At 72.0% G+C, this 13,342-nt stretch carries 13 protein-coding genes; 2 read left to right on the top strand and 11 right to left on the bottom strand.

Translation table 11 applies throughout. The features are described from left to right. Window positions 1–55 precede the first annotated feature (55 nt). The 3 genes from smc to ACGFMM_RS06450 all read right to left on the bottom strand — a co-directional run bounded on the left by smc (window position 56) and on the right by ACGFMM_RS06450 (window position 4,712). On the bottom strand, window positions 56–3,607 hold the full coding sequence (gene smc / locus ACGFMM_RS06460; protein WP_393643671.1) for a chromosome segregation protein SMC: 3,552 nt from the start codon (window positions 3,605–3,607) through the stop codon (window positions 56–58). A gap of 216 nt (window positions 3,608–3,823) precedes the next feature. After that, entirely contained in the window at window positions 3,824–4,015 is a 192-nt protein-coding gene (locus tag ACGFMM_RS06455) for a hypothetical protein (protein WP_393643669.1), read from the bottom strand. Between the two features lie 415 nt (window positions 4,016–4,430). After that, on the bottom strand, window positions 4,431–4,712 hold the full coding sequence (locus tag ACGFMM_RS06450; protein ID WP_393643668.1) for an acylphosphatase: 282 nt from the start codon (window positions 4,710–4,712) through the stop codon (window positions 4,431–4,433). A gap of 156 nt (window positions 4,713–4,868) precedes the next feature. On the opposite strand from ACGFMM_RS06450, the gene ACGFMM_RS06445 reads away from it, so the two are divergent. Together ACGFMM_RS06445 and ACGFMM_RS06440 are read left to right on the top strand one after the other, a co-directional pair. Next, on the top strand, window positions 4,869–5,729 hold the full coding sequence (locus tag ACGFMM_RS06445) for a CAP domain-containing protein (protein ID WP_393643667.1): 861 nt from the start codon (window positions 4,869–4,871) through the stop codon (window positions 5,727–5,729). A gap of 71 nt (window positions 5,730–5,800) precedes the next feature. Beyond that, window positions 5,801–6,178, top strand: coding sequence for a winged helix-turn-helix transcriptional regulator (locus ACGFMM_RS06440; RefSeq protein ID WP_393643665.1), 378 nt, complete (start codon window positions 5,801–5,803; stop codon window positions 6,176–6,178). A 4-nt stretch (window positions 6,179–6,182) separates the two neighbouring features. Here the strand turns inward: ACGFMM_RS06440 and mutM are convergent, their stop codons facing one another. From mutM to recG, 8 genes are all read right to left on the bottom strand, one after another. Then, a complete protein-coding gene (gene mutM, locus ACGFMM_RS06435) occupies window positions 6,183–7,034 on the bottom strand; it encodes a bifunctional DNA-formamidopyrimidine glycosylase/DNA-(apurinic or apyrimidinic site) lyase (protein ID WP_393643663.1) in 852 nt (283 codons plus the stop codon). Between the two features lie 111 nt (window positions 7,035–7,145). Next, complete coding sequence (rnc, locus tag ACGFMM_RS06430; protein ID WP_393643661.1) at window positions 7,146–7,949, bottom strand: ribonuclease III; 804 nt, start codon at window positions 7,947–7,949, stop codon at window positions 7,146–7,148. Between the two features lie 19 nt (window positions 7,950–7,968). Then, window positions 7,969–8,142, bottom strand: coding sequence for a 50S ribosomal protein L32 (rpmF, locus tag ACGFMM_RS06425; RefSeq protein ID WP_030496967.1), 174 nt, complete (start codon window positions 8,140–8,142; stop codon window positions 7,969–7,971). 2 nt (window positions 8,143–8,144) lie between these two features. Then, window positions 8,145–8,798 (bottom strand): YceD family protein, encoded by a 654-nt coding sequence (locus ACGFMM_RS06420; RefSeq protein ID WP_393643773.1) that lies wholly within the window; start codon window positions 8,796–8,798, stop codon window positions 8,145–8,147. A gap of 135 nt (window positions 8,799–8,933) precedes the next feature. Next, a complete protein-coding gene (locus ACGFMM_RS06415) occupies window positions 8,934–9,953 on the bottom strand; it encodes a cell division initiation protein (RefSeq protein WP_393643659.1) in 1,020 nt (339 codons plus the stop codon). Between the two features lie 110 nt (window positions 9,954–10,063). Further along, window positions 10,064–10,555: a pantetheine-phosphate adenylyltransferase gene (coaD, locus tag ACGFMM_RS06410; RefSeq protein WP_393643772.1), complete on the bottom strand. Its 492-nt coding sequence runs from the start codon at window positions 10,553–10,555 to the stop codon at window positions 10,064–10,066. A gap of 26 nt (window positions 10,556–10,581) precedes the next feature. Next, window positions 10,582–11,163 carry a 16S rRNA (guanine(966)-N(2))-methyltransferase RsmD gene (gene rsmD, locus ACGFMM_RS06405; protein ID WP_393643657.1) on the bottom strand — a complete coding sequence of 194 codons (582 nt, stop codon included), beginning with the start codon at window positions 11,161–11,163 and terminating at the stop codon, window positions 10,582–10,584. Window positions 11,164–11,213: 50 nt separating this feature from the next. Further along, window positions 11,214–13,331 carry an ATP-dependent DNA helicase RecG gene (recG, locus tag ACGFMM_RS06400; RefSeq protein WP_393643771.1) on the bottom strand — a complete coding sequence of 706 codons (2,118 nt, stop codon included), beginning with the start codon at window positions 13,329–13,331 and terminating at the stop codon, window positions 11,214–11,216. Window positions 13,332–13,342: the final 11 nt, after the last annotated feature.

Genomic DNA, 13,342 nt, shown 5'->3' with positions numbered 1-13,342 from the left:
GGGCACAACTCGACGCCGCCCACCACTTCGGAACGAAGCGCCGGAGGGGGCCTGCTCAGCGCAGCCGCTGGCTGATGACCTTCGAGACGCCGTCGCCCTGCATGGAGACGCCGTACAGCGCGTCGGCGACCTCCATCGTCCGCTTCTGGTGCGTGATCACGATCAGCTGCGAGGACTCCTGGAGCTCCTGCATGATCCGGATCAACCGCTGGAGGTTGGTGTCGTCGAGCGCCGCCTCGACCTCGTCCATCACGTAGAACGGGCTGGGCCGGGCCTTGAAGATGGAGACGAGCAGAGCGACGGCGGTCAGCGAGCGCTCGCCGCCGGAGAGCAGCGAGAGCCGCTTCACCTTCTTGCCCGGCGGGCGGGCCTCCACGTCGACGCCGGTGGTGAGCATGTTGTCGGGGTCGGTCAGGACGAGCCGGCCCTCGCCGCCCGGGAACAGCCGGGAGAACACGCCCTCGAACTCGCGGGCGGTGTCCCGGTACGCCTCGGTGAAGACCTGCTCGACGCGCTCGTCGACCTCCTTCACCACCTGCAGGAGGTCGGTCCGGGTCTTCTTCAGGTCCTCGAGCTGCTCGGAGAGGAACTGGTGGCGCTCCTCCAGCGCCGCGAACTCCTCCAGGGCGAGCGGGTTCACCTTTCCGAGCTGCTGGTACGCCCGTTCGGCGGCCTTGAGCCGCTTCTCCTGCTCCGCCCGGTCGAACGAGCGGGGCCGGTTGCGCGGGTGGTCGGGGTCCTCGGGGAGCTCCTCGCCCTCGGCGGGCGGGGACGGCGGGACGAGCTGGTCGGGGCCGTACTCGGCGACCAGGCCGGCCGGTTCGACGCCGAACTCCTCAAGGGCCTTGGACTCCAGCTGCTCGATCCGCAGCCGCTTCTCCGCGCCCAGGACCTCGCCCCGGTGGACGGAGTCGGTGAGCTTGTCCAGCTCGGCCTTCAGGTCGCGGCCGCCGGTACGGGCCTGGGCCAGGCCCTGCTCGCGGGCGGCTTTGGCGGCCTCGGCGAGGGCGCGCTCCTGTTCGGCGCGGACGACGGAGACCTCGACATGGGCCAGCAGCGTACGGGCGCCGGCGGCGACGGCCGCCGCGACCTCGGCCTCGTGCCGGAGCCGGGCGCGGCGCTGGGCGGCGCGGGCGCGGGCCTCGCGCTCGGCGCGCGCACCGCGGTCGAGGGAGTCGGCCCGGCCGGCCAGGCCCTTGACCCGCTCCTCGTGGGTACGGACCTGGAGCCGGGCCTCCATCTCGGTCTGGCGGGCGTTGGCGCCGTCGGCGGCGAGCCGGTCGCGCACGGAGGTGTCGGGCTCCTCCTCCGCCGGCGACTCCTCGGCGACGAGCAGCCGCTCGGTCAGCTCCTCGGCCTCCATCAGCGCCTTGTCCAGGGCGTCCTGGGCGCGGGCCGCCGCGGCGGCGGCTCGCTCGGCCTCGCCGACGGCCCCGCGGGCCTGACCGGCGAGCCGGCCGAGCCGCTGGGCGACCGCGGACTTCTCCCGGTCGGCGGCGCGCCGCCGCTCCCCCAGCTCCTCGACGAGCGCCGCGGCGGCCCGGCGGTTCTCGGCGGCGGCCTCCTGCGCCTCGCCAAGCTCGGCGCAGCGCACGGCCAGCTCGTCCAGTTCGGCCGCGGCCTCGTCCACGGACGCCTGCACTTCGAGCAGGCTCGGCGCGCCCGCGGAGCCCCCGTGCGCGAAGTGTGCCCCGAGCAGGTCCCCTTCGGCGGTGACGGCGGTCAGCCGGGGGTACGCGTAGACGGCCTCCTCGGCCTCCTCCAGCGTCCCGACGACCACCATCCCGTCGAGCAACCGCCGTACGGAGCCGAGGAGTTCGGCGGGCCCTTGGACGTACCGGGCGACGGGGGCGAGCCCGTCGGCGTCCGGCGCTCCGGCCGGCTCCTCCGCCCCCGTCACCAGCAGCGCCGCACGGCCCGCGTCCTGCTTGCGCAGGAGGCGCAGCGCCTCGGCGGCGGCGCGGGGGTCGGCGACCGCGACGGCGTCGGCCGCCGCGCCGAGGGCGGCGGCGACCGGGACCTCGAACCCGGGGGTGACGTGGAGCAGCTCGGCGGCCGGGCCGAGCAGACCGGTCAGGGTGTCGCGGGCGGCGAGCAGCGCGCCCGTGCCGTCCTTGCGGCGCAGCCCCAGCGCGAGCGCCTCGTGGCGGGCCTGGGTCGCGGCCCGGCGGCGTTCGGCGGCGGTGGCCGCCTCGCGTGCGGCGCTCAGCGCGGCCTCCGCGTCGGCCAGCGCGGCCCGCGCCGTCTCGTGCCGCTCCCCCAGCTCGGAGTCGTCCGCGTCCAGCCCGTCGACCTCGGCCTTGAGCTGCTCGTACTCCTCCTGGGCCGCCGCCGCGCGCTCGGCGGCCTCGTCCCGGGCGGCGGCCAGCCGGTCGATCTCGGCCTGGGCGGAGGCGGCGCGCGAGCGGGCGGCGTTGACCTGCCCGTGCAGCCGGGCCAGGCCCTCGCGGCGGTCGGCGATGGCCCGGGCGGCGTCCTTGAGCCGGCGTTCCTCGACGGCGAGTTCGCGCTCCAGTTCGGCGCGGTGGGCGACGGTGTCCTCCAGGGCCCGCTCGGCCGCTTCGAGCGCGGCCTCCAGCTCCGCCTCCTGCTCGCGGATCCGGGCGGCCTCGCGCTCCATGTCCTCGGGGTCGCGGCCGCGCCGCTCCTCCGCGGGCTGCGCGGTGGCGCTCTTGACCCGGGCGTCGGCCAGCGAGATCGTGCCGCGCACCCGCTCGGCGAGCTGGGAGAGTTCGTACCAGGTCTGCTGGGCGCGCTGGAGCCTCGGCGCGAGCCGCCGCACCTCGTCCTCCAGCTCGGCCTCGCGGGCCTGCGCCGCCTTCAGCTCCGTCTCCACGCTCTGCTTGCGCGCGAGCAGAGCGGCCTCGTCGGCCACCTCGGCGCTGAGCGCCTGGCGCAGCCGTACGAGGTCGTCGGCGAGCAGCCGCAGCCGGGCGTCGCGCAGGTCGGCCTGGATGACGGCGGCGCGGCGGGCGACCGCGGCCTGCCGGCCGAGCGGCTTGAGCTGGCGGCGCAGTTCGTCGGTGAGGTCCTGGACGCGGGCGAGGTTGGCCTGCATCGCGTCCAGTTTCCGCAGCGCCTTCTCCTTGCGCTTGCGGTGCTTGAGGACGCCGGCCGCCTCCTCGATGAAGGCGCGCCGCCCGGTGGGGTCGGCGTGGAGCACGGAGTCGAGCTGGCCCTGGCCGACGATGACGTGCATCTCGCGGCCGATGCCGGAGTCGGAGAGCAGGTCCTGGATGTCGAGCAGCCGGCAGGTGTCGCCGTTGATCTGGTACTCGCTGCTGCCGCCCCGGAACATGATCCGGGTGATGGTGACCTCGGCGTAGTCGATGGGCAGCGCGCCGTCGGAGTTGTCGATCGTCAGCGAGACCTCGGCGCGGCCGAGCGGCGGCCGCCCGGTCGTGCCGGCGAAGATGACGTCCTCCATCTTCCCGCCGCGCAGCGACTTCGCACCCTGCTCGCCCATGACCCAGGACAGCGCGTCCACCACGTTGGACTTGCCGGAGCCGTTCGGCCCGACGACACACGTGATCCCGGGCTCGAACCTCAGCGTGGTGGCCGAGGCGAACGACTTGAACCCGCGGAGGGTCAGGGCCTTGAGGTGCACGCCTGCGGACTCTACCGGGGAGCCCGCGTTTCACCCATGAACGTGCAGGGCAGATCAGTCGGTAAGCCCGGGCGAACGCCCGGTGAACGGGGATGTCGGGGGGCCACGGACGGCTGCGGGCAAGAAAGAAGGGACGCCGAGGCGCCCCTTGCATATCTAGCGTTGCAGATAGCGTGAGTGTTTCTCACCTGCGCCCGTTGAGGGGCAGCTGGTACGTCAGGTGAGCGCAGGCTCCGCCTTGGGTACGTCGAGGTCGAGCTGAGCGGCGGCGGCGGTGAGCGCGTCGTTCTCGGACTGGATCCGTACGAGTTCGGACTCGAGGTCCTGGACGCGCTGCTGGAGCCGTCGCATCTCGGCGAGGAGTCGCGGGTCGGAGCCGCCGACGTAACCGAGAAGCGCCTTTGCCATGATGGATGGTCCTCCACACTGAGTGACCGACCGATGCGGTGTGGGTCGTGAGGGATTCGCACCCGCGGTGCTCGGCAGTACTTCTTGTCGTGCCGGTTCTTACTGCCAAACAGCTAAGGTGCGCGGGGCTTCCAGAGTCTCACCAAAAAGTTTGACGGTCAACACGATCACACCCCGTATCAACGGGCGACCGGGGGGTCCGCGGCCACATACGCATGTGGCGGCGCCTCGCAACTCGGTGCCCGGGGGGCGTGGAGATCATCCTTCCTCGCCGGGCGCGGCCTGACAAGTGCTTCTCGGCAATCACCAGGCCGTTTCCGTCCCAGGGGGCGCGCGGCACCGGCGCACGGACGGCGCATGATTCCGCCCGGCAGCCCCGTGGGACCGGCCGGGCGGAGTACACGCGGGCGGGCCGTCAGCGGACCGCGAAGCCGTCGTAGCCGCCGCGCGGTGTGCCCCAGATCTCCGTGACGCCGTCGACGCGGCCGGGCGTGTCGCCGGAGCGCAGCCAGTCGAGGAGACGGTGGCAATTCTCACTCGGGCCCTCGGCCACGACCTGCACCCGGCCGTCGTCGAGGTTCAGGGCGAAGCCCACGAGGTCGCCGATGTCCAGGGCGTTTGCCCTGGTGAACCATCGGAAGCCCACTCCCTGTACTCGGCCGCGCACCCAGGCGGTGAGCCGTACATGTTCGTTCATGGCTGCACGCTAACCGTCCAATTCCCCACGGAGCACCCCACCCCCGGCCGTCTTCGCGTACAGTCCCGACGCAATGGACTCACCCGTTCGGGCGTGTCGAATTGACAGTCGCACACGAAGCGATCACGAGTCGGTCAGGAACAGGAGGCGGAGCACATGGGACGCCATCGACGGAAGCGCGGCAGCAGGCCCGTGCGCACCGGGCTGCTCGGCGTCTCCGCCGCGGTGGCCGTCGGCGCGGTCGCGGTCGCGTCGGGCCTGCTGCCCGGCGGCGACACGTTCGACGTGGGCGGGGCGGAGAAGACGACGCAGGCGCAGCAGCGGAAGCTGGCGGAGCTGCTCACCCAGCAGGGCGGCGCGAGCGTGACCCCGTCGCAGTCCGCATCGGCGGCGCCGCGCACCCCGAGCACCGCCGCGCCGAAGCCCAAGCCGACGCCGACGAAGACCGCGACGAAGACGCCGGCCAAGACCCCGGCGAAGACCGCGAAGCCGACCCCGTCGGCGAAGCCGAGCAAGCCCGCGGCCCCGAAGCCGACGAAGACGGCGACCTCGGAGCCCACGAAGGCGCCGGAGCCCCGGAAGACCACGGAGACCAGGAAGCCGACGAAGCGCGTCACCGTCCCGGTGCAGACCGCCCGCGACGTGGCCGCCGAGTCCGAGGTGCTGCGCCTGGTGAACGCCGAGCGCGCCAGGGTCGGCTGCCAGGCCGTCTCCGCGAGCCCTTCGCTCGGCCGGCTGGCCGGCGCGTTCAGCGCCGACATGGCGAACCGCGCCTTCTTCGACCACACCGACCCGGACGGCGACACCCCCTGGGACCGCGCCGCGCAGGCGGGCGTCCTCGGCCTCGGCGGCGAGAACATCGCCCGCGGCCAGGCGGACGCCGCTGCGGTCATGGCCGCGTGGATGAACAGCGACGGCCACCGCGCCAACATCCTGAACTGCGACTACACCCGTCTCGGCGTCGGCGTCCACTACGCCGACGGCGGCCCCTGGTGGACGCAGGACTTCGGCGTCTGACCGGACCCGCAGCACAGCACAGCGCACAGCGCTCACCGTCGGTGAGCGCTGTGCGCACGTAAGCTGAAGGCATGACGGACAGAAGCCTCGCCTTCGACGTGTTCGCCCGCGGGTGCACCTCCCGCGAGACGCTGGAGCACGCCACGGGACGGTGGGGGGCGCTGACGCTCGCCGCACTGCACGCGGGCTCGTTCCGGTTCAACGAGCTGCGCCGCCGGGTCGACGGGGTCAGCGAGAAGATGCTGGCGCAGACGCTGCACGCGCTGGAGCGGGACGGACTGGTGCACCGGGAGGCACAGCCGGTCAACCCGCCGCGGGTGGACTACCGGCTGACCCCGCTCGGCGCGTCCGTCGCCGAGCGGCTGGTGGAGCTGATCGCCCTCGTCGAGGGGCGGATGCCGGAGGTGCTCGCGGCCCGGCAGAGCTACGACGAGACGCGCACGTCCTGACGCGCTAGCGCGGCGGCCGCTGGCAGCGGGGGCAGAAGTAGCTGGAGCGGTTCATCCAGGGCCGGCGCCGCATGGGCGAGCCGCACCTGCGGCAGGGCTCGTCCTCGCGCCCGTACGCGTCCAGGGACCGGTCGAAGTAGCCGGACTCGCCGTTCACGTTCACGTACAGGCTGTCGAAGCTGGTGCCGCCGGCGGCCAGCGCCGCGTTCATCACGTCCCGCACGTGGCCGAGGAGCTCCGCGGAGCGGGGGCGGGTGAGGGTCGCGGTGGGGCGCTCGTAGTGCAGCTTGGCCCGCCACAGCGCTTCGTCGGCGTAGATGTTGCCGACGCCGCTGATCAGCGACTGGTCGAGCAGCGCCCGCTTGATCGTCGTACGCCGCGCGCGCAGCGCGGTCTGGAACGCGCCGTCGTCGAACGCCGGGTCCAGCGGGTCGCGGGCGATGTGCGCGATGACGTCCGGCAGTCCGTCCGGGGTGTTGTCGTGCAGGGAGAGCCCGCCGAACGTCCGCTGGTCGACGAAGCGCAGCTCCGTGCCCCGGTCGTCGTCGAACCGCACCCTGATCCGCAGGTGCTTCTCGTCGGGCGCGTCGTGCGGCTGCACCAGCAGCTGGCCGCTCATGCCCAGATGTCCCAGCACGGAGGCGTCCGTGTCCGCCAGCGGGATCCACAGGTACTTGCCCCGGCGCATCGCCGTCCCGAGCCGGTGGCCGGTCAGCCGGGCCGCGAAGTCCACGCCGCCCGCCGGATGCCGGCGCACCGCGCGCGGGTGCAGGACCTCGACCTCGGCGACGGTCCGTGCGGCGACCCAGCGTTCGAGCCCCCGGCGGACGACCTCGACCTCGGGCAGCTCGGGCACGACACACTCTCCTCACCGGGGAACGGATGTCCGCAGCCTACCGCCGCCCCGCGAGCCCCCGGAAACGAGTCCGCCCGCCCCTCGGAAGGGGCGGGCGGATGGTTCGAAGGATCAGGCCGAGGGAAGGTCGGCGGGCTTCGGCGCCCCGCCGTCCTGCTCCGGCCCGGCGGACTCGGCCGCGGCCTTGGCCGCCGCCTCCCGCTCGGTCGCGGCGGCCTTGATGGCCGTCCAGGCCGACTCTGCGGCCTGCTGCTCCGCTTCCTTCTTGCTGCGGCCGGTGCCGGTGCCGTACGAGACACCACCGACGCGGGCGGCAGCAGTGAAGGTCTTCTCGTGGTCCGGACCCTCCTCGCTGACGAGGTACTCGGGAACGCCGAGACCCTCCGCGGCGGTGAGCTCCTGGAGGCTGGTCTTCCAGTCCAGGCCGGCACCGAGGTTCGAGGACTTCTCGATCAGCGGGTCGAAGAGCCGGTGGACCAGCTCGGACGCCGCGTCGAGGCCCCGGTCGAGATAGACCGCGCCGATCACCGCTTCGAGGGTGTCGGCGAGGATGGACGCCTTGTCCCGGCCCCCGGTGCCCTCTTCGCCCCGGCCGAGCCGGATGAAGGAACCGAGATCGAGGCCGCGGCCGACCTCCGCCAGCGCACGCGAGTTGACCACCGCGGCCCGCAGCTTGGCCAGCTGGCCCTCGGGCAGGTCGGGGTGGGTCTGGTACAGCGTGTCCGTGACCACCAGGCCGAGCACGGAGTCCCCGAGGAACTCGAGACGCTCGTTGGTGGGCAGACCGCCGTTCTCGTACGCGTAGGAGCGGTGCGTCAGCGCACGCACCAGAAGGGCGGACTCGAGCTGATACCCGAGCCGCCCTTCCAGAAGCGTGTGGGACGAGGCGTGGTCCGTCTTGTCGGACTCAGACATCGTGCCTCTCACCAGCCACTCAGACCGAGAGGACCTGGCGCTTGTTGTAGGTGCCGCAGCTCGGGCACGCGATGTGCTGCTGCTTCGGCTCCTGGCAACGCTCACACGAAACCAGGGTGGGGACCGCAGCCTTCCACTGCGACCGGCGGTGGCGCGTGTTGCTGCGCGACATCTTCCGCTTCGGAACAGCCACGGCTACTTCTCCTGCTTCTCGGCGGCGCTTCGGACGTCCCCGTCAGAGGCTTTGCCGCTCATGTTGTCCTTCTCATCGGTTCCCAGCGAACCGGCGAGTCCCTGCAGTGCCGCCCAACGGATGTCGACGGCGTCGTGGTGGTGGTCCGGGTTGTCGTTCAGGTTGATTCCGCATTCGGAACACAGACCTTCACAGTCCTCCCGGCACACCGGCTGCATCGGCAGTGCGAGCACCACCGCATCGCGCAGCACGGGTTCGAGGTCGAACATGCCGTCCTCGAGGGGGATCATGCTCTCGTCGTCCTCGGTCTCCTCGTCCGCGGCCGCCCTGGAGCGGCCCCGGTCGTCGGAGTCCGGGTACGAGAACATCTCCTGGAAGTCCACGTCGAGGTCGAGCTCGACGGGCTCCAGACACCTTACGCACTCCCCCTCGGCCGATGCACGGGCGGTGCCTGTGACGAGCACCCCTTCCATGACCGACTCCAGGCGGAGTTCCAGCTCGACGGGCGTGCCCTGCGGCACCCCGACGACTCCTTCGACACCGAGGTCGCGAGGGGCCTCGACCGTCCGCGAGAGCCGCTGCAGGGCACCAGGACGCCGCCCCAGCTCGTGTGTGTCGAACACGAGGGGGTTGCGGTGGTCGAGGCGCGTGCTCAGGGCTCTTCCTGCTTTCGGTTCGTGAGGAGACTGCCGCGTTCGAATCCGGGGACGAAGCGGGCAGCGCGGATCGCGGGCATACGCGCGACCGAACAGCCAGGATACTGGACGCTTCGCTCAGGGCCCAATCCGGGCTCAGTGCCCCTGTTCGTAACGGCGCAGCTGCTCCAAGTCGATCATGCTCGTGTCGAAGAAGCTGGTCTCGTCGAGCGCGGCGGGCTGCTGCTGGGGCTGCTGGTAGTACTGCTCCGGCTGCTGCTGGTACGCGTACGGGTCCGCGGTCTGCTGCTGGTACGCATAGGGGTCCTGCTGGTACCCGTACTGGGGCTGCTGCTGGTAGCCGTACGGATCGGCCTGCACGGGGATCTGCGCCACGGGCTGAGGCTGCTGCTGTGACTGAGGCTGCGGCTGCGACTGCGGCTCCGGGTCGGCCAGCTGGGCGAGCTGCGACAGATAGTCCGCGTCGCTCGTGTGCACCGGGTTCCCGGCCGCGTCCTGCAGGGCGATGTGCTCGCCGAGCGCGTCCGTGGCGATCCGCCCGTGCAGCTTCTGCCGGCCCCGGCCGACCGCCTCCAGGGTCTTGCTGAGCACCGCCTCGAACGCGGCCAGCTTGGCGTCCACGTAGTCGTCCGCGCGCTGGATCAGCGTCTGCGGGTCGGAGCTGTACTCGGGGGCGTCCTCGTCGGCGTACCCGTGCTCGTCGAGGCCCGGGCCGCGGCCGAGCAGCTTCTCGCGGCCGCGGTCGACGGAGCCGATGGTCTTGTTGAGCACGACCTCGAAGTTGGCCAGCTTGGAGTCGACGTAGTCGTCGGCCTCGGTGCGGATCTCCTCGGCCTCCCGGCGGGCCTCGGTGAGGATCCGGTCGGCCTCGCCCTGGGACTCCCGGGCGATGTGGGTGTCGGAGACGAGCGAGCCGCGCTCGGCGTGCGCCGCCTCGATGATCCGCTCGGCCTCGTGACGGGCCCGCTCGACCATCAGCGCGCTGTCGCCGATGACCTCCTGGGCCTGCGCCAGGGAGTTCGGCAGGGCCTCCCGCACCTCTTCGAGCATGGCGAGCAGTTCGGCGCGGTTGACCACGCAGGACGCCGACATGGGCATGGAGCGGGCGCTCTGTACCGCCGAGACGATCTCGTCGAGCTTCTTCTGCACGTCCACCTGGTGCTCGCCATTCTCTACAGCCGGTTGGAGACGGACGGGACGACTGTAAGCGCAGTCGCCGCCGCTCCGACACCGAGTGACGGACTGTCAGCGTCCGTGGCGCAAGGTCACTCCTGCGAGCGCCGCTCGGCGAGCCGCGCGGTGAGCCGCGAGAGCACGGCCGGCGGGACCAGGTGGGCGACGTCGCCGCCCCAGGCCGCGACCTCCTTGACCAGCGACGACGACAGGAAGCTGTACGTCGGGTTGGTCGGCACGAACAGGGTCTCGACGCCCGTGAGCCCGTTGTTCATCTGCGCCATCTGCAGCTCGTAGTCGAAGTCGCTGACGGCCCGCAGTCCCTTGACGATGGCGGGGATGTCGCGCTGCTTGCAGAAGTCGACGAGCAGTCCGTGGAAGGCCTCCACCCGGACGTTGCCGAAGCCGGCGGTGACCTCACGGATCAGCTCGATCCGTTCGTCGACCGTGAACAGGCCCTTCTTGGACTGGTTGATCATCACGGCCACGTACACCTCGTCGTACAGCTTGGAGGCGCGGGCGATGATGTCGAGATGTCCGTTGGTGATGGGGTCGAATGACCCCGGACAGACGGCGCGGCGCAACTTGGGTCCCTCGCTCTCCGGTCCGGTCATGGCGCGTCTTCGCACGTGGCGGCGGCGCGACCGTACCAAAACGTTCCCTCGCCGTAGCGACGGGACCGCAGCGGCTCGAAGCCGGCCGGCCAGACGAACTCACCGCCCCTGGTGCTGCGCTCCACGGTGACGAGAGCATCTTCCGTGAGCCAGCCCCCCGAGCGCAGTGTGAGCAGAATCTCTCGAAGATCGTCGTCCGAGACGGCGTACGGCGGGTCGAGGAACACGACGTCGTACGGCTCTCCCGGGGCCCCGGCCACGACCTGCTCGGCCTTCCCGGCCCGTACGTCGGCCCCCGGAAGCCCGAGCGCCCGCACGTTCTCCCGCACGGTCCGCACGGCCCGCTGGTCGGCCTCCACCAGCAAGGCGTGCGACGCGCCCCGCGAGAGGGCCTCGAGGCCCACCGCACCGGACCCGGCGTACAGATCGGCGATCCGCGTCCCGGCGAGGCTCCCCAGGAACGACTCCCAGGTGGAGAACAGGCCCTCACGCGCACGGTCGGAGGTGGGCCGGGTGCCGTTGCCCGGGGGCACGGCGAGGCGGCGTCCGCCGGCGGCGCCGGCGATCACGCGGGTCATCTGGGGGTCCTGTCCTTCGCGGCGGTCTGTGCCTCAACGATAGGACGAGGTCACCCCTTGTCCAGGTACTCCTCCCGCTCCTTGTCCAGCAGCGCGTCCAGCGCGACCCGTAGTTCGGGGTGCCGGTCGAGCTCCGGGTCCGCCTCGACGACCGCCGTCGCCTCCTCGCGGGCGGCGGCGATGACCTCCTCGTCGTCGATCACGGCCAGCATCCGCAGACTGGACCGCACCCCGGACTGGGCCTGCCCCAGCACATCGCCCTCCCGCCGCTGCTCCAGGTCGATCCGCGACAGCTCGAACCCGTCCAGAGTGGCGGCGACCGCGCTCAACCGCTGCCGGGCGGGGGTGGCCTCGGGCATCTCGCTGACCAGCAGACACAGCCCGGGCGCGGATCCACGGCCGACCCGCCCCCGCAGCTGGTGCAGCTGGGAGACGCCGAACCGGTCCGCGTCCATGATCACCACGGCGGTGGCGTTGGGCACGTTCACGCCCACCTCGATGACGGTGGTGGCGACCAGCACGTCGACGTCCCCCGCGGCGAAGCGCCGCATCACCGCGTCCTTGTCGTCGGGATGCATCCGCCCGTGCAGCACCTCGACCCGCAGCCCGGCCAGCGGGCCTGCGGAGAGCTTCTCCGCGACCTCCAGGACGGCCAGCGCGGGCCGCTTCTCGGCCTCGTCCTCGGCGGACTTCTTCTTCGGCTCCTCCTCGTCGCCGATCCGCGGGCACACCACGTACGCCTGATGCCCGCCCTCGACCTCCTCCCGCACCCGCTCCCAGGCGCGGGCGAGGAAGTGGGGCTTGTCGGCGGCCGGGACCACATGACTGGCGATGGGCGACCGGCCGGCCGGCAACTGGTCGAGCACGGAGGTCTCGAGATCGCCGAAGACGGTCATGGCCACCGTCCGCGGAATGGGCGTCGCCGTCATCACCAGCAGATGCGGCGGCTGCTTCCCCTTGCCCCGCAGCGCGTCCCGCTGCTCCACACCGAACCGGTGCTGCTCGTCGACGACGACCAGCCCCAGGTCGTGGAACTGCACCTTGTCCTCGATGAGCGCATGGGTGCCGATGACGATCCCGGCCTCACCGGTGACCAGATCGAGCAGCGCCTGCCGCCGCGCGGCGGCTCCCATGGACCCGGTCAGCAGTACGACCTTGGTCGCCTGCTCCGCGCCCCCCAGCATCCCGCCCTCGGCGAGCTCCCCCATCATCTCGGTGACGGACCGGTGGTGTTGCTGCGCGAGCACCTCGGTGGGCGCCAGCATCGCGGCCTGCCCCCCGGCGTCCACCACGGCGAGCATGGCCCGCAGCGCAACCAGGGTCTTGCCGGAGCCGACTTCTCCCTGGAGCAGCCGGTGCATCGGGTGCTCGGCGGCGATTTCGTCGAAGATCTCCCGGGAAACCCTCTGCTGTCCCTCGGTGAGGGTGAACGGCAGCTTGGCGTCGAAGGCGTCGAGCAGTCCGCCCTCGACCGGGCGACGGGCCACGGCGGGCAACTGCCCGTCGGCATGCCGACGTCGCGCCAGCGCGACCTGGAGCACGAAGGCCTCGTCCCACTTCAGCCGCTGCCGGGCGTCCTCGATGTCGGCCTTGGTCCGCGGCCGGTGGACCTTCTGCAGCGCCTCGCTCAGCCCCACAAGACCCCGCCCGTCCCGCAGCGCCTCGGGCAGCGGGTCGACGGCCTCGACGGCGCTGGGCAGGGCGGCGTCCACGGCCTTGGCGATCTTCCACGACTCCAGCTTGGTGGTGGCGGGATAGATCGGAATGAGGGCCCCGGCCCAGGCGTCCACGGCGTCGTCCCCGTCGCCCCGGAGCAGTTCGTACGCGGGATGGGCGAGCTGGAGCTTGCGGTTGAACAGCGACACCTTGCCGGCGAACATGGCCCGCGTCCCGGGCAGCAGGTCCTTGTGCGGTTTGTGGACGCCCTTGCCGAAGAAGACGAGCTGCAGCCGCCCGCTGCCGTCGGTGATGGTGACCTCGAGCCGCTGCCCGCGCCCCTTGGCCGAGTTGAAGGTGTGGACCCGGGCGTCGGCGACCTGGGCGACCACGGTCACGTGCTCGTCCAGCGGCAGCTCGGACAGGGCGGTCAGCTCACCGCGCTCCGCGTACCGCCGCGGATAGTGGTGCAGCAGATCGCCGACCGTGTGCAGATCGAGAGCCTCGGCCATGACCTTGGCGG

Origin of the sequence: Streptomyces sp. NPDC048604, from assembly GCF_043199435.1 — a bacterium.
Taxonomy (GTDB): domain Bacteria; phylum Actinomycetota; class Actinomycetes; order Streptomycetales; family Streptomycetaceae; genus Streptomyces.
The sequence above is the reverse complement of the archived record's forward strand: the minus strand, read 5'-3'. Positions and strand labels throughout refer to the sequence as shown.

Bases quoted from the DNA above. Each gene is read 5' to 3' on its own strand.
- ACGFMM_RS06455 (WP_393643669.1), bottom strand. From the start codon at position 4,015: ATGGCAAAGGCGCTTCTCGGTTACGTCGGCGGCTCCGACCCGCGACTC.
- ACGFMM_RS06450 (WP_393643668.1), bottom strand. From the start codon at position 4,712: ATGAACGAACATGTACGGCTCACCGCCTGGGTGCGCGGCCGAGTACAG.
- ACGFMM_RS06445 (WP_393643667.1), top strand. From the start codon at position 4,869: ATGGGACGCCATCGACGGAAGCGCGGCAGCAGGCCCGTGCGCACCGGG.
- ACGFMM_RS06440 (WP_393643665.1), top strand. From the start codon at position 5,801: ATGACGGACAGAAGCCTCGCCTTCGACGTGTTCGCCCGCGGGTGCACC.
- rnc (WP_393643661.1), bottom strand. From the start codon at position 7,949: ATGTCTGAGTCCGACAAGACGGACCACGCCTCGTCCCACACGCTTCTG.
- rsmD (WP_393643657.1), bottom strand. From the start codon at position 11,163: ATGACCCGCGTGATCGCCGGCGCCGCCGGCGGACGCCGCCTCGCCGTG.
- recG (WP_393643771.1), bottom strand. From the start codon at position 13,331: ATGGCCGAGGCTCTCGATCTGCACACGGTCGGCGATCTGCTGCACCAC.